Annotated in this window: 21 protein-coding genes and 1 tRNA gene; 15 read left to right on the forward strand and 7 right to left on the reverse strand. The window is 68.1% G+C overall.

Features of this window, described 5'->3' with window-relative positions; genetic code table 11:
• The first annotated feature begins 85 nt into the window (after positions 1–85).
• The 7 genes from lgt (at position 86) to lnt (ending at position 7106) form a co-directional block, all read left to right on the forward strand.
• Positions 86–967 (forward strand): prolipoprotein diacylglyceryl transferase, encoded by an 882-nt coding sequence (lgt, locus tag BR85_RS08610; protein WP_028496491.1) that lies wholly within the window; start codon positions 86–88, stop codon positions 965–967.
• A gap of 109 nt (positions 968–1076) precedes the next feature.
• The gene (gene resB, locus BR85_RS08615) at positions 1077–2591 is read left to right on the forward strand and encodes a cytochrome c biogenesis protein ResB (protein ID WP_231478651.1); all 1515 of its coding nucleotides are present in this window, start codon (positions 1077–1079) and stop codon (positions 2589–2591) included.
• Positions 2575–3543, forward strand: a complete 969-nt coding sequence (ccsB, locus tag BR85_RS08620; protein WP_028496489.1) for a c-type cytochrome biogenesis protein CcsB — start codon at positions 2575–2577, stop codon at positions 3541–3543. Before resB ends, ccsB begins: the two co-directional genes overlap by 17 nt.
• A 21-nt stretch (positions 3544–3564) precedes the next feature.
• Entirely contained in the window at positions 3565–3834 is a 270-nt protein-coding gene (locus BR85_RS08625; protein ID WP_028496488.1) for a hypothetical protein, read from the forward strand.
• Positions 3835–3854: 20 nt separating this feature from the next.
• A complete protein-coding gene (locus BR85_RS08630) occupies positions 3855–4481 on the forward strand; it encodes a TlpA family protein disulfide reductase (RefSeq protein WP_028496487.1) in 627 nt (208 codons plus the stop codon).
• A complete protein-coding gene (locus tag BR85_RS08635) occupies positions 4481–5209 on the forward strand; it encodes a cytochrome c biogenesis CcdA family protein (RefSeq protein ID WP_028496486.1) in 729 nt (242 codons plus the stop codon). Before BR85_RS08630 ends, BR85_RS08635 begins: the two co-directional genes overlap by 1 nt.
• 286 nt (positions 5210–5495) lie before the next feature.
• Positions 5496–7106 (forward strand): apolipoprotein N-acyltransferase, encoded by a 1611-nt coding sequence (gene lnt / locus BR85_RS08640; protein WP_081782752.1) that lies wholly within the window; start codon positions 5496–5498, stop codon positions 7104–7106.
• A 361-nt stretch (positions 7107–7467) separates the two neighbouring features.
• On the opposite strand, the gene BR85_RS08645 is transcribed toward lnt, so the two are convergent.
• The 5 genes from BR85_RS08645 to BR85_RS08670 form a co-directional block, all read right to left on the reverse strand.
• On the reverse strand, positions 7468–8124 hold the full coding sequence (locus BR85_RS08645) for a hypothetical protein (protein WP_028496484.1): 657 nt from the start codon (positions 8122–8124) through the stop codon (positions 7468–7470).
• Between the two features lie 33 nt (positions 8125–8157).
• The gene (locus BR85_RS15530) at positions 8158–8496 is read right to left on the reverse strand and encodes a hypothetical protein (protein WP_028496483.1); all 339 of its coding nucleotides are present in this window, start codon (positions 8494–8496) and stop codon (positions 8158–8160) included.
• Positions 8497–8519: 23 nt separating this feature from the next.
• Positions 8520–10811, reverse strand: a complete 2292-nt coding sequence (locus tag BR85_RS08660) for a heavy metal translocating P-type ATPase (RefSeq protein ID WP_028496482.1) — start codon at positions 10809–10811, stop codon at positions 8520–8522.
• Complete coding sequence (locus BR85_RS14910; protein ID WP_331280847.1) at positions 10808–11035, reverse strand: heavy-metal-associated domain-containing protein; 228 nt, start codon at positions 11033–11035, stop codon at positions 10808–10810. Before BR85_RS14910 ends, BR85_RS08660 begins: the two co-directional genes overlap by 4 nt.
• 161 nt (positions 11036–11196) lie before the next feature.
• Positions 11197–11481, reverse strand: coding sequence for a metal-sensitive transcriptional regulator (locus BR85_RS08670; protein ID WP_028496480.1), 285 nt, complete (start codon positions 11479–11481; stop codon positions 11197–11199).
• Positions 11482–11773: 292 nt separating this feature from the next.
• On the opposite strand from BR85_RS08670, the gene BR85_RS08675 reads away from it, so the two are divergent.
• From BR85_RS08675 to BR85_RS08705, 7 genes are all read left to right on the forward strand, one after another.
• Positions 11774–12352, forward strand: coding sequence for an AAA family ATPase (locus BR85_RS08675; protein ID WP_028496479.1), 579 nt, complete (start codon positions 11774–11776; stop codon positions 12350–12352).
• Positions 12352–14004 carry an ABC1 kinase family protein gene (locus BR85_RS08680; protein WP_028496478.1) on the forward strand — a complete coding sequence of 551 codons (1653 nt, stop codon included), beginning with the start codon at positions 12352–12354 and terminating at the stop codon, positions 14002–14004. Before BR85_RS08675 ends, BR85_RS08680 begins: the two co-directional genes overlap by 1 nt.
• A gap of 46 nt (positions 14005–14050) precedes the next feature.
• Entirely contained in the window at positions 14051–15094 is a 1044-nt protein-coding gene (locus BR85_RS08685) for a type II glyceraldehyde-3-phosphate dehydrogenase (protein WP_028496477.1), read from the forward strand.
• A 50-nt stretch (positions 15095–15144) separates the two neighbouring features.
• Positions 15145–15387: a DUF2933 domain-containing protein gene (locus BR85_RS08690; RefSeq protein ID WP_036272698.1), complete on the forward strand. Its 243-nt coding sequence runs from the start codon at positions 15145–15147 to the stop codon at positions 15385–15387.
• Positions 15384–16289 carry a DMT family transporter gene (locus BR85_RS08695; protein WP_051526284.1) on the forward strand — a complete coding sequence of 302 codons (906 nt, stop codon included), beginning with the start codon at positions 15384–15386 and terminating at the stop codon, positions 16287–16289. Before BR85_RS08690 ends, BR85_RS08695 begins: the two co-directional genes overlap by 4 nt.
• Positions 16290–17142: 853 nt before the next feature.
• Positions 17143–18531, forward strand: coding sequence for a peptidoglycan DD-metalloendopeptidase family protein (locus BR85_RS08700; protein WP_028496476.1), 1389 nt, complete (start codon positions 17143–17145; stop codon positions 18529–18531).
• Positions 18532–18752: 221 nt separating this feature from the next.
• A complete protein-coding gene (locus BR85_RS08705; protein WP_036272696.1) occupies positions 18753–19250 on the forward strand; it encodes an SRPBCC family protein in 498 nt (165 codons plus the stop codon).
• A gap of 68 nt (positions 19251–19318) precedes the next feature.
• Here BR85_RS08705 and BR85_RS08710 read toward each other — a convergent pair whose 3' ends face one another.
• Positions 19319–19726: a hypothetical protein gene (locus BR85_RS08710; protein ID WP_028496474.1), complete on the reverse strand. Its 408-nt coding sequence runs from the start codon at positions 19724–19726 to the stop codon at positions 19319–19321.
• Positions 19727–19802: 76 nt separating this feature from the next.
• Between BR85_RS08710 and BR85_RS08715 the strand changes: the two genes are divergently transcribed.
• On the forward strand, positions 19803–20933 hold the full coding sequence (locus BR85_RS08715; RefSeq protein WP_081782749.1) for a tyrosine-type recombinase/integrase: 1131 nt from the start codon (positions 19803–19805) through the stop codon (positions 20931–20933).
• Between the two features lie 37 nt (positions 20934–20970).
• Here BR85_RS08715 and BR85_RS08720 read toward each other — a convergent pair.
• Positions 20971–21062, reverse strand: a tRNA-Ser gene (locus tag BR85_RS08720).
• Positions 21063–21149: the final 87 nt, after the last annotated feature.

A 21149-nucleotide genomic window follows, 5' to 3' on the forward strand; every position in this document is an offset into this window, starting at 1 on the left:
CCCTGACCCCCGCCGACAATGCGGCCGCGACAGCGACGTGGCGAGGCGCCGGCGCGGTGTGGCTCGCGCTGACGGCGAGGTCTAGATGAACGCGGCCATGATTCCGAGCTTGATTCCAAGTCCGGGCATCAGTTTCGTGCAGGTGGGGCCGTTCCAGATCCGCTTTTACGCGCTGGCGATCCTCGTCGGAATCGTGTTGGCGGTGGTGATCACCAGTCGGCGCCTCCGGGCGATCGCGCATCCGGTCGAGGTCGTGGTGGATGTGGCGATGTGGACCGTGCCGTCGGGGATCCTCGGAGCGCGGATTTACCACGTGCTCACCCATCCCGGCGACTACTTCTTCCCCGGCGCGGACCTGTGGCGGGTGTTCTACATCTGGGAGGGCGGGATCGCGATCTTCGGCGCGATGCTGGGCGGGCTCCTCGGGATCGTGATCGGCACCCGCCGAGCCGGGGTCCCGGTGCTGCTGTTCCTGGACGCTCTCGCACCGGGGATGCTCGTCGCCCAAGCCGTAGGGCGGCTGGGGAACTACTTCAATCAGGAACTGTTCGGGCCTCCCACCACGTTGCCGTGGGGGTTGCTGGTCGATCCGGGAAGCCCCGCGATCCCGGCCGGGACACCGGCGGGAACCCTGTTTCATCCACTGTTTCTGTACGAATTGCTGTGGAACCTGGCGGGCGCTGCTGTGATCGTGATGTTCGAGCACTACCGTCGGCGGCACGGTCGGCCCTCTCTGGGCACCGGCCGCAGCCTGGGCGTGTACCTGCTGTGGTACGGGGCGGGCCGGGCGGCCCTGGAATCGATCCGGCTCGATCCGACCGAGCTTCTCGCCGGCGGCGTCAAGGCGAACGTGCTCACCGCCCTCGTGGCCGCCGTGATGGGCGTGGGGCTGCTCGCGTACGCCAGCTGGCGCGACCGTCGTCTGGCTCTGCCCGGGAGGGAGAATACTCGTGTCGATCCGGAGTGAGCAGGCCCAGGAGCTGCCCGCCGATCACGTCGACCGGGCGGAGGAGCCAAGAAGTCCTCGCCTGGGAGTGTCCGGATGGGGGCGATGGGCATGGCGGCAGCTGACCTCGATGCGCACCGCGCTGGTGCTGTTGCTGATGCTAGCGGTGGCCGCGATTCCCGGGTCGTTGATCCCCCAACGCTCATCAGACCCGAACGGGGTGATCCAGTTCGACAAGAACAACCCGGGCTGGGCGTGGGCGGTCGACGTGCTGCAGCTGCACGATGTGTTCAGCTCGGCGTGGTTCTCCGCGGTCTACCTGCTGCTGTTCGCCTCCTTGGTCGGCTGCGTCATCCCCCGCATCCGACACCACCTGAAGTCGCTGCTCGCTCCGCCGCCGGCGACACCCCGCAACCTGGCCCGCCTGCCCGCCCATAGCCACCAGCACCTCCCCGGTAGACCCGCCGGGGAGGTCTTGGACGCGGCCGAGCGGGTGCTGCGTCGGCAGCGGTACCGTACCCGGCGGGTTCGCGACGACAGCGGGCGGGAGTCTGTCGCGGCCGAGCGTGGCTACCTGCGCGAGACCGGGAACCTCCTGTTCCACCTGGCGCTGCTGGCTGTTCTGGTCGCGGTCGGCATCGGTAGCGGGTTCCGGTTCACCGGGCAGCGGGTGCTGGTGGAGGGGCAGACGTTCGCGTCGACCCGAATTGCTTACGACTCGTTCACCGCCGGCCGGTTTGTCACCGATGCGCAGATCCCGCAGTTCTCCCTCACCCTGGACCGGTTCCGCGTGGACTACGTCCTGGACAACGCCAACGCCGTCGGCATGCCGAAGAGCTTCGACGCGAACGTCACCACCGCCATCGGCGACACTCGACAGTCGGGGAGCATCCGGGTCAATGAGCCGCTACCCGTGGCCGGCACAGACGTCTACCTGCTCGGCAACGGGTATGCCCCCACCCTGACCGTCCGAAACCCGGCCGGTGAGGTCGTCTTCTCCGACGCGGTTCCGTTCCTGCCGCAGGACGCGAACCTGACCAGTCTGGGTATCGTGAAAGTCCCCGACGGGCTGCCCGACCAGGTCGGAATGGTGGGGATGCTGTACCCCACCCGGGCCACCACCCCCACGGGGGCGTTCGCGTCGAGCTACCCGGACCTGCTGGACCCGGTGGTCACCCTCAACGTGTACGTCGGTGATCTCGGTCTGGACACCGGAACTCCGGTATCCGTGTACGCGCTTGATACCAGCCGCCTCACCCAGCTCGCGGGGCGCGGAACCCCCACCCCCGCCCTCCACCTGGTACCGGGCGACCCCGTAGCGTTGCCCGACGGGTTAGGGACGATAGAGCTCGGGCAGATCCCTCGGTTCGCGTCGCTGGAGATCGCCGCCGACCCCACCCAAGTCCCCACCCTTCTCGCCGCGGTCGCGGCGATGACGGGGCTCGGCCTGTCCCTGTTCGTTCCCCGCCGCCGCCTCTGGGTTGCCGTGACAGCCCGAGACGGCGGCACGGCAGTCGACGTGGCTGGGCTGGCTCGCGGCGACGACCCCCGCCTGCAGACCACCATCGACACCCTCGCCAAGCGCCTCGCCACCCAACCCGCAGCTATTCCCCTATCAGGAGGCTCTGATGACACCGTTCCTTGACGCCCTGTCCCTATTGCTGGTGTACTCCGCGATCGCCATATACGCCGCCGCCTTTATCGCCTACACTCTCGACCTTGCCCGCCGCGCCACGACCCCCACTGTCCCGACCGCGGCCCGCGTGTCGGTCATGGCGGGGACCTCCGGCACTCCCGTCCGGGACCCTGCGAACATCCCCGCCGTCAGGCCGGCCGGTGCCCGGCGGGCGGCGATGGCGGGGCGGCTCGGTTTGGCGTTGACTGTGCTCGGCTGGGTGTTCCATCTCGCGGGGGTGGTTCTGCGCGGGGTCGCCGCGGACCGGGTGCCGTGGGCGAACATGTTCGAGTTCTCCCTCACCGGCACCGCACTGATCATCGGCACCTTCCTGGCCGTGTCGCTGCGGGTGCGGCTGGCGTTCCTCGGCAGCGCCGTGCTCGGGCTGACCGTACTTCTGCTCGGCGTCGCGACGGTCAGCTTCTACGTCCCGGTCATCCCCCTGATGCCCGCCCTGCAATCCTGGTGGCTGGTCATCCATGTCCTCGTCGCGCTGCTGGCGACGGCATTTTTCGGGCTGGCGTTCCTCCTCTCCCTCACCTACCTGCTCACTACCCGCCGCCGACGGGATCGCCCGCCCCGTCTCGCTCGGCTACGAGACAGCCTGCCCGGGCCCGAGGATCTGGACCGGCTCGCATATCGGCTGACGATCGTCGGATTCATCCTCTGGACCTTCACCCTCATCGCGGGGGCGATCTGGGCCGGCCGTGCCTGGGGCAGATTCTGGGGGTGGGACGTGAAGGAGGTGTGGACGTTCATCATCTGGGTGCTCTACGCCGGATACCTGCACGCCACCGCCACCCGCGGCTGGGCCGGCACGCGCTCCGCCTGGCTGTGCGTCGTCGGATTCGCCGCCGTGCTTTTCAACTTCGGTGTCGTCAATGTCTTCTTCACCGGGCTGCACTCCTACTCCGGCCTGTGACCCCTACGAAAGGTTTCGATCATGACCCGCGCCACTCCCCGCCCATCCCCCGCCAACGACCCGCAACGCGCCTGGCGGCGACACCACCTGCTCGTCCGCGTCGGCCAGGCCCTCATGGCGACAGGCACGGTCGTCGCGATCAGCCACTGGCTCGCCCACTTGGAAGTGTTCGGCCCGGGTCAGCCCCCCGGCTGGCTCGACCTCGTCGCCGGGTACCCGACAGGCGCACTGCTGCTGATCGCCGGCGCCATCCTCGCTGGCCGCCGACGCCCCACGACCAAGAACAACTGACCCGACAGGAGCAGACCCTCATGCGCACCCCCACCACCCTGGCACGCCGGCCCCGCCGCCGCGCCGTAACCGCCGGAGCTTTCGCCGTGATGGGCGCGCTGCTCCTGTCCGGGTGCACGGCCCAGTCCCCCGAGCTGCTGTCCTCAACTCCCTCGCCGGGCTACCTGTCCGCGGACGAGACTGTGCGGGAGGTTCCAGCCGACCAGCGCGAAGACCCCGTCACCTTCTCCGGCACCACTGACACCGGGGAGGAGGCGGACTCCACCGCCTGGCTCGGCTCAGTCGTCGTGGTGAATTTCTGGTACGCCGCCTGCCCGCCCTGCCGCGCCGAGGCCGGCGACCTAGAAGCTCTCTCCCAGACATACCATCCCGACGGTGTCGTGTTCATCGGCATCAACGTCCGCGATACCGCCGACACCGCCGCGGCCTTTGAGAATCAATTCGGCGTTACGTACCCGTCGATCCTGGACGCCACCACCGGGGCCGTGCAGTCCGCGTTCGCCGGCAAGGCAGCCCCCGGCGCAGTACCCACCACCATCGTCCTGGACCGCACCGGCCGGATGGCCGCCCGCATAATCGGACAACTCCCCACCCGCACCACTTTGGCGTCCCTCATCGACAACGTCCTCGGCGAGCCAGGCACCTGATGGGCGAGATCATCGCTGCCGGCAGCATCTGGGCCGCACTCCCCCTCGCGCTGCTCGCAGGGCTCGTCTCCTTCGCCTCCCCCTGCGTGCTCCCGCTCGTACCCGGCTACCTCGGCTACCTCACCGGGTCCACCACCGCCGAGGGCGCGTCTCGGTGGCGGACGCTCACCGGTACCGGATTGTTCACCCTCGGCTTCTCCGTCGTCTTTGTCGGCTACGGGGCCGCGTTCGGAGCCCTGGGCAGCTGGCTCATCCGCTGGCAAGACCTTCTCACCCGCATCCTCGGCGTCGTCGTCCTGCTGATGGGGCTCGTGTTCATCGGAGCCTTCCGGCTCTTCCAACGCACCGTGAAGCCCGCCATCCACGCCCCCACCGGGCTTGCCGGGGCACCCCTACTCGGCATCGCTTTCGGCCTCGGCTGGACCCCGTGCCTGGGCCCAACCCTCGCCGCGATCTCCGCCCTGAGCCTGACCACCGGCGACCCCGCGCGCGGCGCACTCCTCGCCGTCACCTACTGCCTCGGCCTGGGGCTGCCCTTCCTCGCCGCCGCGGCAGGCCTCAACTGGGCCAGCGGAAGCATCGGGTTCCTGCGCCGACACATCCGCACCATCAACATCACCGGCGGTGTCGTCATGATCGCCACCGGTGTCGCGATGATCAGCGGAGCCTGGACGCTCCTCATCACGAGCGTCCAGAACCTCATCGGAGCCACCGTACTCCCGATCTGACCCCCGCAATGGCCACTGGGGGGACCCAGCGGCTTCACCGCCCCGCAGAGGCATCGTCTCTGACCGACTCCCGCCGCATACCGAAAGGACACACCGTGCGACCTCACGGCAACCCTGACCCCGCATACACCCCCGACCCGACCCGGGCCGACAGGACCACTGCATGGGGAGCAGCGAGCGGCCGGGTTGCCACGGCCGCAGTTCGCCCAGGGGCGGGCTCGGCATACTCGGAGGCCACCCGGCCCACCCGGGAGTGCGAAGGCACCCACACGGTCGCGGACCGGCCATGACCGCCACCTCGACGACCCTCGACGAACCGAACGGACACACCAGCGAAGTCCCCCGGCCTGTTCGTCGCTCCCCGGCTGTGATGCCGCTGGCGCTGGCACTGCCGGTCGCGGCGGGCGCCGCCGTGCTGATGGATCTCGCCTACCCGGAGGTGGGGTTCTGGCCTGCCACGTTCGCCGCTACCGGGCTGCTGCTGCTCACCCTGATCGGCCGGAGCGTTTGGGGCGCGGTGGCAGTCGGGACGGTGTTCGGGTTGGTCTTCTTCGGGCTGCTGGTCTCCTGGACGACCCGGTATCTGGGACCGGTACCGTGGGCGGCGCTGACCGTGGTGGAAGGGACTCTGACCGCTGTCGGGATGATCCCCCTCGCTCTCGCCTACCGGTGGGTGCCCCTCGCCGTCCCCGGCATGGTCGGGCGGATGCTGTTGCTGCCGGCGATGTTGGCCGCGTTGTGGACAGGACGGGAGGTGCTGCTGGGCGCCTGGCCTTACGGAGGACTACCGTGGGCACGGCTCGGGATCACCCAGGCAGATAGCCCTCTCGTCGAGACGGTGTCCTGGGTCGGGGTCAGCGGGCTGAGCTTCCTCATAGTCTTCACCGTTGCCGCCGCTATCGAGGCGGTCAGGATCAATACGTGGCGTCAGCCGCTTCCCGCCGCCGTGCCGGTCGCGACCGCCGTGCTACTGGTCCTCGCCCCGGCGTTTCCCACCCTGCAGGTCGGTACGCTACGGGTCGGGGCAGTGCAGGGGAACGGACCCTCCGGGTACTTCGATCAGCGCTCTCCAGGGGCGATCGCGGAGGCACAGGGGAGTGCGACCGGCCCGGTGTTCGAGGAGGATGTTGACCTGGTGGTGTGGCCTGAGGGGTTGGACGCCGACCCGTTCCAGACCCCGTGGCTGGCCCGGCATCTCTCCGAGATCAGCACCCGGGCTGGAGCCCCGCTGCTGGCGAACGCGGCCACCACCGCGGGCGAGAACATCTACAACACATCGTTCCTGTGGGACGCGGTCACCGGTGCGCCACCGCGACGGGAGGAGACGCAGACGCACGCGAAACGCCATCCGGTGCCATTCGGCGAGTACGTGCCTGACCGGGCGTTCTTTAGCCTGCTCGCGTCCGACCTGGTCGGGCTACTGCAACGCGACTACGCGCACGGCACCGACCTGCCCCTGGTCACCGTCACAGACGTGCCGGTGGGTCTGGCGATCTGCTTCGACGTGATCTACGACGAGGTCATCGGTGAGAGCATCAGCGCCGGCGCGCAACTGTTGGTGTTCCAGACCAACAACGCCGACTTCCGCGGCACGGACGAGAGCCTGCAGCAGCTCGCGGTCGCCCGGATCCGTGCGGTAGAGACCGGCCGCACCGTAGTGAACATCTCCACCGTCGGCCCCAGCCAGATAATACGCCCCGACGGCAGCACCGTTACCGGCCTTCCCGCCGGTCAAGCCGGGGTGATGATCTCCGACACCGACCTGCGCACCGGGATTACCCCCGCCGTCCGGATCGCGCAGGACGTGTCCGCGGTCACCCTCTGGGGCGGGCTGGGCGGGCTGGCCCTCACCGGCGCGATCGTCCGGTGGCGACCGCGCACACCGGGCGATAAGTGACCGGGGATGATCGTGACCCGGCCGGGGCTACTCGGCCAACGGGAGAAAGGGCGGCGGTCCCCGCCGCGATCGGCTCAGGCTCGCTGGTCGGGATGCTCACGCACGGGGCGGCGACCACGTGGCGGCCCGGCGCGGATTGTCTGGCAGGTATCAGCCAGAGGCGGTCGGCGGAGGCGGTCGACGACGTCCCGGACAGCTCGCGGCATTCCGTCTGCGCCTCTGCGAGGCCGCCGGAGGCCCCCCGGACGTCGGGCGCCGGACCACACGTCGACCAGCGCCGTCGCACCACCCCGGTAGCTCCCGCAGTGCCAGGCAGCACCATCGCATGCCGCTCGCACATCACGCCCGCGCGAGCACTCGCTCATTCTGGGTGTAGGCGCCCTACCCCGCCACGAACGCCCTTACCGGTCCGCACCCCGGCGCGGGCGCCGGTCGCTGCACGGTGGGCCTTTTCCCGCAGCGCCAGCAACGCGAGGGTGTCGTCCTTGATCTGTGTGCGGCCGAGCATTCCCCAGTGCGCGGTCAGGTGGTCTTCGAGGTAGCGGAGGACCCGAGCGAACGGAACGGTGTGCCACGGCGTTTCCGAGGCAATCGGGGAGGTGGGGTTGCCGAAAACGACCGTGCGAATGGTGTGCCCTTCGGGTGCCACCGCGCGCCCCGTCTCCAACAGTTCGGCGACCAGCCGGGCAGCGTCGGCCTGGGCGCAGCAACCGAACCGCGTCAATGCCGCCGCCAGCACTGCCGGGTCGCGCATGGCCGGGTTGGGGTGCGGGCGGCCCTCCTTGACCTCGCCGACGATCATGTCCGCTCCCTCCCCGGCGCCCAGTGCCGGGTCCAGGGGTGCGTCAGCGACCCCGGACGCTCCCCGCGCCCGGTGCAGCCGCACGGCGAGGATGTCCAAGTCGGTGACGGTGCGTGGGCCGCCTGGTCCGGTGGCTTCCAGCACCGGGTACTCGGCGACAGTGAAGTAACCATTGACCCGCAAGTAGGCCTGCACGAGCCCGACCGCCGTATCCATCCCGCAACCCCAGTCCGATAACTGATCGCGGGCTCAGTCGGCTTTTGCGTACCGGGCGGGGGCGGCGTCGAACAGCCGCCCGCACTCGGCGCAGCAGAGCCAATACCGGGTTCCTCGATAGTCGCGGAACAGGCCACGCTGTTCCGCCCAGGCCGGATCGACCTGGTTGCCCGGCATCACCGGGCAGGCAACGAGGGTCGTTGCACCGGGCGGCGGCGCGTGATGGTGATGGGCATGCGTGCCGTGGTCGTGTGCCCCGTGATCGCCCCCGTCGCCGTGGTCATCTGCGTTGTCGTGCGCGGACTGGTCGTGGTCGTGGTCGTGGTCGTGGTCGTGGTCGTGGGCGTGGTCGTGGTCGTGGTCGTGGGACATGGTGCTCCTTCTCGTACGGTGGGTCAGACGCGAGCTGGGGTGGCCTCCCTGGTGGCCGGGGCGGCGTCTGGCGCCGGGGCGGAGACGGGGCGGAAGCGGCGCAGTCGGAGGCTGTTAGTGACGACGAACACGCTGCTAAATGCCATCGCAGCCCCGGCAAGGATGGGGTTGAGTAGGGCGAGCATCGCGACCGGGATCGCGGCGACGTTGTACGCGAACGCCCAGAACAGGTTTCCCTTGATCGTGCCGAGAGTGCGGCGGGCGAGCCGGATTGCGTCGGGCACGAGGACCAGGTCGCCGGAGACGATGGTCAGATCCGCGGCGGTCATCGCCGCATCGGTGCCGGTACCCATCGCGATCCCGAGGTCGGCGGCGGCGAGGGCTGCGGCGTCGTTGACGCCGTCGCCGACCATCGCCACTACCCGTCCCGCGGCCTGCAGGTTTCGAATGGTGTCGAGCTTCCCCTGCGGGGTGACCCCGGCGCGGACGTCCTCGATGCCCGCTTGGTCCGCGATGGTGCGGGCGGCGCCTGGGTTATCCCCGGTGAGCAGGATCGGGGTCAGCCCGAGTTCCCGCAGTCGCGCAATCGCGTCACGACTGCTGGGTTTGATGGTGTCGGCCACGCTGATCGTCCCGCGTACCTGACCGTCCCATGCCACCACGGTCACCGTCGCCCCGGCCGCCTCATCGCCCGCGATCGTCGCTGATAGCTCGTCGGGAATCCGAAGGCTCCATTGCGTCGCGATCCAGGCGGCGCGGCCAGCGACGACCATGCGACCCTCAACGAGGCCCTGAACGCCTTGGCCGGGCTCGGCCGCGAACGATTCGACGGGAAGGATGGGACCTTCGGCGGCGGCGGCGATAGCGCGGCCAATGGGGTGTTCAGAGCCGTGCTCGAGGGCGGCGGCGACTTGCATCAGTTCTGCGTCGGCGGTGCCCGGTACGGGGTGGATGCCGATCACGGTCATCGTACCGGCGGTGACGGTTCCGGTCTTATCCAGCACGACGGTGTCGATGCGGCGGGTCTGTTCCAGCACCTGTGGTCCGCGGATCAGGATGCCGAGCTGCGCACCGCGGCCGGTGCCCACCAGGAGCGCCGTAGGCGTCGCCAGTCCGAGGGCACAGGGGCACGCGATGATCAGGGTCGTCACGGCCGCTGTGAACGCGACCGCCGGTCCGGCGCCAGCGATCAGCCAGCCGGCGAACGCTGCGACCGCAAGGACGATCACGACGGGAACGAAGATGGCGGAGACGCGGTCGGCGAGGCGCTGCACCTCCGCTTTCCCGGTCTGTGCCTCCTCCACGAGCCGTGCCATCCGCGCCAACTCTGTGTCGGCGCCGACCCGAGTGGTCTGCACTAGCAACCGCCCGCCGGTGTTCACAGTGGCGCCGACCACCCGCGACCCGGGGGCAACTTCGACCGGGACGGACTCGCCGGTGAGCATCGACTCATCCACCGCGGAGACGCCCTCCGTGACCAGCCCATCGGCCGGGATCTTCTCCCCGGGCCGCACCACGACGATGTCGCCGGGCACGAGTTGAGCGGCGGAGATTCGCTGCTCGGCCCCGCTCCGGAGGATGACCGCATCCTTCGCGCCGAGTTCGAGCAGTGCCCGTAGCGCCTCGCCAGATTTCCTCTTCGCGCGGGTCTCGAGGTAGCGGCCGAGGAGGATGAACACCGTCACCAGCGCAGCGACCTCGAGATAAACCTCATGCCCGCCCGCCTGGGGAGTGCCGACGAAAGTAACGCTCATCCGCATGCCGGGCATCCCGGCACCGCCGAAGAAGAGCGCGTAAAGGGACCAGCCGAACGCGGCCAGCACGCCAACACTGATGAGCGTGTCCATCGTCGCGGCGCCGTGGCGCGCGTTGACAGCGGCCGCGCGGTGGAACGGCCATGCCCCCCACACCACCACAGGCGCGGCGAGTGTGAGGACAAGCCACTGCCAGTGCGTGAACTGCAGGGCGGGGATCATCGACAGCGCGGCGACGGGCACAGCGAGCACGGCCGAGCCGATCAGACGCTGCCGGAGCGATACCACCTCAGCGTCCTGTGGCACCTGGTGCTGCTCGGTGAGCGTGTCGACGTTGGCAGACGGGGCAGGGGCTGATGCGCCGTACCCGGCCTGTTCCACCGCCGCAATGAGCTCCGCCACCTCCACGGGCGACTCGGCGTGGATGCGGGCCTTTTCCGTAGCGAAGTTGACCGTCGCCGCGACACCCGGAAGCTTGTTCAGCTTCCGCTCTACACGCGTCGCGCAAGACGCGCAGGTCATCCCGGTGATGTTGAGGTCGACATCCACGGCCGTGCTCATGACGCGGCGGCGAGGCTGTAGCCAGCCTCCGTGACGGCCTCTCGCACCCGGTCTACGTCCACCGGTGTCGCGCTGGATACGGTCACTGTGGACACGCCGCCTGCGCGGAGGTCGATGTCGACGCCGGAGACGCCGTCGATGCCGGAGACCTCCTCGGTTACGCTCCGCACGCAGTGCGAGCAGGTCATACCCTCCACCAGGAACTGAGTGGTCACGGTGTCCACAGGCGCGGCAGCCGTGTTGGCTGTGGTGTCGCGAGAGGTGGGAGCGCAGCAGGCGCAGCCGCCTCCGTTGGTCGCCTGCAGTCCGAGGTCCTGGGAATTTTGTTCGTTCATGACGTGCTCCCTTCGCGAGCAATCGGTGTGTAGGTGTGTCTTGGCCGTGTCTAGGAGCGGACCAGTCGCGCGATGGCGGCGTTAGCCTCGCGGAGCTTTTCCTGCGCGACGGGGCCGCCCTCAGCAGTGGCCTGCGCGACGCAGTGCCCGAGGTGGTCTTCCAACAGAGTCAACGCGACCGACTCCAAGGCTTTGGTTGCCGCAGAGACCTGCGTGAGGATGTCAATGCAGTAGGTGTCCTCATCGACCATCCGCGCAATTCCACGGACCTGCCCCTCCGCGCGACGGAGCCGTGCAAGCAGCGCTCGCTTGTCATCCACGTAGCCATGTTCCATGGGTCGCACCTCCTTTGTTCAGCGTAGCATACCCGCCTGGGGTATCCTCTGTCAGCGCGAAACGCCATCGTCACAGTCGGACACCCGTCCGCCATTCATGGACAGCAGGCCCCTCCCTAGCGCGACGTGACTGGCCCCGGCCCGCCCGACTATTGCGATGGAGCGACGCGTCCCCGCATGGGTGCCGCTGGGCCCGTTGTACCTCTCAATACACGGGCCCCACACCGATCATGTGAATCCTCGAGCGACACGGACCTATACCCCCAGAGGGTATTTGCGCTACTCTGGAGGCATGACCCGACACGACGGTTTGGAGCAGGCGACCCAGTGGTACGTCGTAACGGGCGGTCCGAGTTCGGGAAAGACCACGGCGGTCAACCTGCTACGCGAACGCGGGTTCGCTACGACAATCGAGCACGCTCGCCACTACATCGACTTGCAGCGGCTTCACGGGCGTGATGCGTCAGAGGTGCGGACCCGCCAACGGGACTTCCAGAGCGGGGTGGTAGCAATGCAGATCGCGCAGGAGCGGGCGCTCGACCCGGAGCAGACGGTCTTTCTCGACCGCGCCCTCCCGGATTCACTCGCGTACTACCGCTTCCTCGGTCTGGAGCCCGAACCCGCCCTCATCGAAGCGATCGGCTACGCCCGGTACGCGGGGGTGTTCGTGATGGACCTGCTCCCGCTGGCTTCGGACTACGCGCGCACCGAGGATGTCGCTGCGCAACGTCGCATTCATGACCTGATCGGGCAGGTGTACCGAGAGCTGCCGTTCCCGATGGTCAACGTGCCGACCCTCGCCCCCGAGGAGCGAGTCGACTTCATTCTCGAACGGGCACTGTCCGGCGGGCGAACAGCGAGGGGAATCTGATGATCGAGGATCGGGGACGATACCGTCAGATCGGCGCGGTCCTGCGCAAGCACGGGCTCGGCGTCGTTGCCGGCGTGCTCGGGCTGGGCGGCTGGGTCCCTTTTCACCGCGGCGCTCTCGGCCACGCACCGAAGGAGGCACCGTACACGAATCCCGAACACGTTCGCGTGGCGTTGGAGGAGCTAGGTCCAACATTCGTCAAGCTGGGGCAGCTGCTCTCTTCGCGGCGCGACTTGCTGCCCGAGTCCTGGGTCTCCGAGTTCGCCAAGCTGCAAGACGATGCCGCCCCGGCACCCTGGGAGGCCATCCGCAACATTCTCCGGGAGGAGCTGGGAGCGGACGTAGACGACGTGTTCGCACGCTTCGACCCGATGCCGCTCGCGGCGGCATCCATCGGACAGGCATATGCGGCGACCCTGCATGACGGTACCGACGTCGTGGTGAAGGTGCGTCGGCCGGGGGTAGTCGCTCAGGTGCACGATGATCTTGACATCATGCGTAACTTCGCCGAGCGTCTAGACCGACGGTGGGAGAGTGCCACGCAATACAACCTGCCCGGATTGGTGGAGGAGTTCTCCCGCACCATGACCGCCGAGCTGGATTACCTTCAGGAAGCGCATCATGCCGAGCGGTTCGCGGATGCTTTCGCGGGATCGACGCAGGTGCGTATTCCGCGCGTGCACTGGGACACCACCACCTCGCGCGTGCTCACCCTCGACAGGATGCGCGGCTCCCGGATCGACGACGTGGAGGCGTTGGACAGCGCGGGCATCGATCGAGTCGCGTTGGCTCGTCTGGGCGCTGACGTGATCCTCACGATGGTTTTCGACCACCGGTTCTTCCACGCCGATCCGCACCCCGGGAACATGTTCGTGCAGCCGGGTGGCACCCTCGCGCTGATCGACTTCGGAATGGTCGGGGTGTTGAGCGAGCCGACGACCGACAGCCTCGCGGAGCTGATGCTCGCGTTCACCCGCGACGATCCCGATGGTGTCACGACTGCGCTGGTGGAACTCGCTCAGGCAACGGGCACCGTCGATCGCGCCGGGCTACGCCAGGCTGTCAGCGTATTCGTGGACCGTTACCGAGGCCGTCCGCTGGCAGAGATGAGCCTCGCGAGATTGCTCCAGCAGCTGCTCGCGATCCTGCAGCACCACCATCTGCATCTCCCTCGCGAGACGGCACTTCTGTTCAGGGCGTTGATGGTGGCCGAGGGAACCGCCGTGCGTGTAGACCCGGACTTCCAGATGCTCGACGCCCTCCAGCCCTATGCCGAACACCTCACCCGCATTCAGGTCTCCCTCCCGGTCATCGCCAGGAAGTTGGCGCGCGCGGGAGCAGAGACCGGCTCGTTGCTCGCCGAGTTGCCCGCGATTTTGCGACGCCTCCGGCATGTCGCCGAGGACGGCGGCTTCGAAGTGCATCTGCGCGCTGCGGAGCTCGAACCACTTGTCACCAGGGCGGAGCGCGTGGGAAATCGTCTCGTCGCAGGGTTGATCACTGCCGCGCTGATCGGCGGCGTCGGCGCCCTCGTCGGCGGGAACCCGCACTGGCGCCAGCGGGAGGGGCTCATGATCGGCGCCGGAACCGGAAGCATCGCCGCGCTCGGTGGCTACCTTCTATTGACGCTACGGCGGGGCCATCTCCGCTGAGCCGTGCGTCCCACTTCACGAGCACTCCATGGGAAGGATCACCGAGATGGAAAAGATCAGAGTCGGCGTCAACGGCTACGGTGTCATCGGCAAACGGGTCGCCGACGCCGTCCTCGCGCAGCCCGACATGCTTCTGACCGGTGTAGCCGACATCGTCACCGACTGGCGGGTCAGATCCGCTGTGACCCGGCTGCCCGTGTTCGCCGCCACATCGGGTGCGTATACCGCCATGCGCGCATCGGGGGTCGAGCCGGCGGGCAGGCTGGACGACCTCCTCGAGCAGGTGGACGTGATCGTCGATAGCACCCCAAAGTCCATCGCCGCCGCTAACCTCCCGATCTACCGCGCGGCTGGTGTCAAGGTGGTCCTTCAGGGCGGGGAAGCGCACCAGACCGCAGGCCACTCTTTCGTCGCCCAGGCGAATTACGCCAGCGCCGTGGGCCGGGAAATCACTCGGGTCGTCTCCTGCAACACCACGAGCATCGTTCGCGTGCTCGGCGCGCTCAGCGACGCCCAGCTTCTGTTGCGCGCACGCGGCGTGCTCATTCGGCGTGCGACGGATCCCTGGGAGTCGCACGCCGGCGGAATCATGAACACGATGGTGCCGGAGTCCGTCATACCGTCCCATCAAGGCCCCGACGCGCAAAGCGTGCGGCCCGAGCTGGATGTACTTACCATCGCCGCCAAAGCCGCACATACGCAGACGCATACTCATTACTGGACGCTGCAGCTCACCCGGGAGGCAACCCGAGACGAGATCCTGGCTGCACTGCGCGCCGTTCCGCGGATCGCGTTCATCCGCATGTCGGACGGCCTTGTCGCACTCAACTCCACGGTCGAGCTGATGCGCGACATCGGCCGCCCCCGTGGTGACATGTGGGAGGTCGCGATCTGGGAAGATCTCGTGACCGTGAACGGCAGCGAGGCCTACCTCGCCTACCAGGTGTACAACGAGGCTATCGTCGTCCCTGAAACCATCGATGCGATACGCGCTCTCACCGGGTCGGTGACCGATCCCGCGGCCTCCATTCGTCTCACCGACACGGCGCTTGGCATGAGGCAGGACTTCCTCGCCGCGGACCCGTCATGACTCGCGCGCCCGCCCCGCGCGGTCGATGGAGCCGAGCGATCGGGCTCCAGATGTGGACCATCGTCGCTCTCGCGGTCGCCGGAATCGTCATCTACGTCGTCGTGGACCACTGGACCCACTTGGCCGCCGTCGCTCCCTACGTCGGCATCATCGCGATCGCCGCCATGCACCTGTTCGGCCACCGCGGCCACAGTGCGCACCGCCAGGGCGGCGCACCCCGACATCACAGCGAGGAGAACGGCCAGTCGTCCTGGCCCGACGACCCGCAGAAGTCCCCCGAGGACCTCGCATGAGCGAACACCTCGCGGCGGGCGTCCAGCAGCGTGCGCCAAACCCCTGGCGCATGCTGTGGGTGACCTTCGCTTGGGGCTCCTGTTTTACCGCTATCAGCATCGGACTGCAGGACGCGCCTCTGCTGTGGCTTGCAGCGTTGCGCGCCCTCGTCGCAGGCGGCGCGCTCCTGGTGCCGGCCATCATCCGCCGCACGCCGATCCCACGCGACGCGCACAGCTGGACGCTGCTCGTCGTGCTCGGTGTCGTGAATGTCGCGGTCGCCTATGCCGCGATGTTTGGTGGCACCATCGGCCTGACCACCGGCGTCGCCTCGGTGCTGGCCAACATTCAACCCCTTCTCATCCTGCTGCCGGCGTGGTGGATCTATCGCGAACGCCCTACCGCCCGGGCGGCGGCCGCGATGCTCGCCGGGCTCGCTGGGCTGCTACTCGTGGTGCTGCCGGCCGGGGTCGGCACCGGGGCGTGGCTGTCCCTCACCTCCGCCGCCGCCGTGACTACGGGTACGTTGATCAGTCGCGCCGTGCGCGCCGATCCGTTCGTCGCTGCCGCCGCGCAGTTGCTCCTCGGGGGCGGGATCCTCCTGGTAGCGGCCGCGGTCGTCGAGGGACCTCCGATCATCGACTGGACGCCGAAATTCGTTTTCGCGTTAGCGTGGATGTCTCTAGCCGGTACCGCAGCGACCACCGTAGCGTGGTTCACGGAGGCTCAGCGGTCGCGGCTGGACATGCTGACCTCCTGGACGATCCTCGTACCGGTCTTCGGCATCCTCCTCTCGATCGCCTTCCTACAGGAGACACAGAGCGTGCTCGGTTGGATCGGGATGGCGATTGTGGTCGGGGCGGTCGCGGTGCTTTCGCTCCCCGGCCGGCACGACCCGCGACGGCCGCGCGACGGAGAGTAGCCGCAGATGTCGACATGGTGGACATCACGACGTCGGGGGGCTACCAGGCGAGACGCCGCCCGAAGCTCCGACTCGCGCCCCAGGGGCAGTTTCGGCGGTGTCGCCCACGGCGTTTGGGCCGGCCGCGCTAGTGTCGGTGTCATGAGACCCGTGGTGGCTACACGTCGCATCGCGGTCATCAGCGAGCAGCGATTGCCTACGAGAGCGCTTACAGGGCTGACTCTTGTCGTGCTCCTGCTCTTCGGGGTCGCCGGTCTTGGCCACCACAAATCTGACGGCCTCGGCGAGGCGCGCGTCGGCGCACACGCCGCCACGTCCGATATCCACGCAGCCGCGGCGACCGCTGAAAACGCCGCCACGTTCGTGACTCCCACCAGCGGAGAGCTTGCTGCCGCTGTGTGCGCCATCGGCCTACTCTGTGTCCTTGCCGGACTCCTGGTCGGTCCGAACCTTCTTCGGGGTTCTCGCCCTGCGACCCTTATGGCGCGGCACCCCCGGCCGGCACCCGGCATCGCGCCGCGCATCTCGATACCGCCCCGTGCCCTCTCGCGCACCCTACTCGGCGTTTCCCGGACCTGAGCGGCGCTCAACGCGGAGCCGTCGACGCTTGCCGAACCAGTTCGGTGTTGTCCGTTCTGCGGCGACGCGACGGTCACAACGGCGCGGCTTGGCCTGACTAGCTCCGGCCGACCGGCCTGAGGAGGGTCGTGTGCGCCGCAACGGCACTGACGGCGCGCTTATGGCACCGGAGGAGTGTGCGTGGCCGCGAAGGACGTGTTCGAGGCGCGCGTCTTCAAGCCGGAGGCCACCCGTCGGAGGACCGACGAAGACGCGCGGCACAACGATAAAAGGAGTGAATGTGAACGCTTTTCCGCCCGATGACTGCGCCTGCGCACCGACACCGCTTGACCTGCACGCGTTGCAGCGCGGTCGGGAGCTGACCCGCCGGGGTGCAATCGGTCTGGGGTTGGTGGGTCTGGTGAGCGCGGGCCTTCTGGTTGCGGCGCCGGCGTCCGCGGCGGCTTACCCGTCGTGGGAGGACGTGGAACGAGCAAAGAGAAACGAGGAGTCCAAGGCCTCCGAGGTATCCCGCATCGAGGGACTGATTTCGGCCCTGATGGCCGACGTTGCAGACAAGCAGGCTGAAGCGGAACGGCTCGCGGTGGAGTACGTCGTCGCGCAGGAGGCGCTGGAGGAGGCCGTCGACCGCGCGGTCACGCTTCAGCAACAAGCCGATGCGGAGTCGGCGAGTGCCGCGAAATCGGCGGATAAGTTGGGGCGCTTGGCCGCCCAGCAGTACCGCGCCGGCGGCGACGACACATCGCTGGAACTGTTCTTCTCCACCTCGGCAGCCGGCGCCGACGACCTCCTTGCTCGTCTGGGCACCATGGATAGGCTCCTCGACGCGAACCGCGATGTCTACGCCGCGGCAATCAGCGCGCGCGACAACGCCCAAAACCTCTCTAACCAGGCGGAGGTCGCGCGGGCCGAACGCGATCGCCTGCAGCGAGAAGCCGAAGCGATGATGTGGAAAGCGCGCGATGCTGCGCAGGCTGCAGAGATTGCGCTCGATGCGCAGAACGAGAACCTCGATGTATTACAGGGGCAGCTCGCCGCGCTGAGAGACACGACCTCGAGGACGGTCCTGGATTATCGCGCGGGCGTCGAGGCGCGGCGGCAGGAACGGGAAGCGCGCCTCAAGCGGGAACGCGAAGAGGCCGCGCGCAGGGCGAGGGAGGAAGAGGAGCGCCGCCGTAAGGCCGCGGAAGAGGGTGCACCGGGAGCGGGGGGCGGCGGGAACACTCCCGTCGGCGATGTGCAGCCATCCGGGTGGGTGCGCCCCACCTACGGGGCTGTCAGCAGCGCCTTCGGCGCACGCAGCACGATCTGCGCCAACGGATACTGCATATCCAGTGGACACCGCGGCACCGATATGTATGCGGGTTGCGGCGCGCCGATTTTCGCCGCTGCCGCGGGGCGCGTGGTGTTCGCTGGCTTCAGCGGCGCGTGGGGAAACTTCATCAAGGTCGACCACGGCGACGGCATCATGAGCGGCTATGCCCACATCAAGCCCGGTGGCTACAACGTCCGCTACGGCGAGCGGGTGCAAGCTGGCCAGACGATAGCCTATGCCGGCAACACGGGAGCGTCTACGGGATGTCACGTCCATTTCGAGATCTACCGCAACGGCACCCGCATCGACCCCGCGCCGTTTCTCCGTGCTCGCGGCGTCTACCTCTGACGCGGGAACGAGGGCGCGCTCCGCGCAGTGTGTGCGATGACCCCGCCCGTGGGTATCCTTCTCTCGGTGTCGAGGGTCCGTCACTCGTCTTTCCCGCTCCGATGAGGCACACGCATCCCACGCGGGAGTGAGCGCGCCAGGACTCGCCCGCCCGGACCGGGTTCCGCTACTGCGCGGCCGGTCGGCGAGTTGTGACGAACGATCAACGGAGGATGACCGCGATGGGGCAGTCCGAGTTCACACGCCACGAAGAGGTGTCCGCGCGCCTCAAGGCCAGATCGGAGGACGTGTTCGCGTTTCTCGACGATCATCACTCTCTTGCCGCCCACATGGGTGCGGGTAGCTCGCCGATGATGGGCGGGGGCAGCATGACCCTGGACCTCGACGCAGGCGGGGGTCGGGAGGTGGGCTCGCACATTCGGATGTCGGGGTCCGCGTTCGGGTTTCGGATCGATGTCGACGAGGTCGTGACGCAAAGGGATCCGCCGCACGCGAAGAGTTGGCGAACCGTCGATGCTCGCCTCGTGGTGATCGGCGACTACTCCATGGGATTCGTCACGACCTCAGCCGCTGCGGAGTCTCTGCTCACGGTCTGGATCGACTATGCGCTGCCCCGGCGCAACAAATGGTTGGGGATCCTCGGGGGGCGTCTCTATGCCCGGTGGTGCGTCCGACAGATGCGCGACGCAGCGTCAGCGCGCTTCAGTGCCTCAAGATGAGCTCTCCCCAGCGCGCGGTAGCCCGCGGGGGCTAGGTGTTCGCGGGCCGCGGACGGGGGGCGCCCATCTCAGCCTCGCAGGTCGGGCGCAGTCCGCGTGGTCCTCGCATCACCGCCCAGCACACGTCGCCCCGCCAGCGCGCCGGCAACGGCGAGCGTCAGCAGCGCGAGCGCCGCGGCGGAAGGAGCCCCCACGCCCGGCCACCCCTCAGGGGGACACGCGATCAGGAAGCATGCGAGCCAGAGCAACGCGAAGAGGGCACCCGTGCCGATCAGGACCGCGCCGCCGAACCTTCGGGCGCGGACGCGCCCCGTCGCCGGCACGCGAAGCGCGGCCGGGAGCGAGGCGATCAGGCTGAAGGCGATCAGACCGAGGACGGCCACGTAGACCAGGAACAGCCGCCCCAGGTGCAGGGCGAACGCATACACGAGATACGCGTAGAGGAGATAGAACTGCGCGCCGACCCAGACCTGCACGGCTCGGACCGATCCTGCCCGAGCACCGGCGCATCTACCGCCGCATCGACATCCACCGTCTCGCCGGCCTTAACCCATGAGCATCGAAAGCCGAAAGACGAGCACGGGAAAGACCTACTACCTCGCTCGAGTGAAGTCCGGGCGGCAACTCGTCGCTTCGAAGTCCTTCAGCACAAAGCGAGAGGCCGAGGCATGGGAGCGGGATCAGAGGCATCGCCTCCAAACTGGACGTCCGCTGCCCCCTAAACGCTCGTTCACTCTCGGGGAACTCGTCCAGATGTTCCTCGATGCCCGCGCATCCGGCAATCCGCACACCGTCGATACCGACCGCCACAACATCTCAGCGCTCCCGAAGCCTCTGCTGAATCGGCCTCTCGCCTCGATCCAGGCGGACGATATTCGCGAACACCTGCGTAGACAGCTCCACCACAAACGCCCCTCGACCGTCGCGCGAGAGAAGACCACACTCAGCGCACTCTTCACGTATGCCGCCGAGCAGGGCCTCCTCCATCAGCCGCACCCCGTGCAGACGATGAAGAAGCTTCCCGAACTGGGCGCGATCGCTCAACGGGCGATCAGTCCGAAGGACGTACCCTCCCCCGCTCGCCTTATGGCCGCTCTCGCGTCCGTGCGAGAGAAGCGCCCGGACATCGCTGACGTCCTCGAGTTCATGTCACTGACCGGCATTCGCTGGGGTGAGGCGCGTGCGCTCCGCAGCGCGTCCCTCGTCGAGGTTCCGCTGCCGCAACTCGTCGTCGAGCGGTCGCACTCCGACCGCTACGCCGAGAAGGATCCCAAATCTTGGCGAGGAAGCCGAGCGCTACCCCTCTCGCCGCGGGCACTTGAGATCTTCACGTTGCACGCGGCATCCAAGCAGCCCGAGGACTACGTGTTCACAAACCAGCACGGCCGACAACTCTCAGTCGGCGTTGTGCGGAAGTTTCCGCTCGGCTTCGAGCGGCACGCGCTCCGGCATTTCGCTGCCTCCACGTGGCTGCGCCTGGGAACGCCCGTCAACGAGGTGGCGGAGTACCTGGGCGACGACCCGCGCACTGTGCTCGCGGTCTACGCGCACATCCTGGGCGAAGGACAGCGCCGTGCACATGCGGCCAGACTCGCCCACGCGGAGGCCCGAGAGCAGTCGGGGGACACCTGGGGGACACCTGGCACGATGACTGAGCGCCACATAGCGCAAACGCCCCTTTAGCGACAAAGTGAAAAGCTCCGGATAACCGGGGCTTTTGTGGCGGAGACGGAGGGATTTGAACCCTCGGTTCCCGTAAGGGAACTCCACCTTAGCAGGGTGGTGCACTAGGCCTGACTATGCGACGTCTCCAGGCATCCGGCCGAAAACGGCGCAGATGCACCCGGCAATCATAACCGGTCCGGGCCACCGCATCGCACCGCATCGCACCGCATCCGC

Source organism: Microbacterium sp. UNCCL10, from assembly GCF_000746195.1.
In the GTDB taxonomy this organism is placed as follows: domain Bacteria; phylum Actinomycetota; class Actinomycetes; order Actinomycetales; family Microbacteriaceae; genus Microbacterium; species Microbacterium saccharophilum.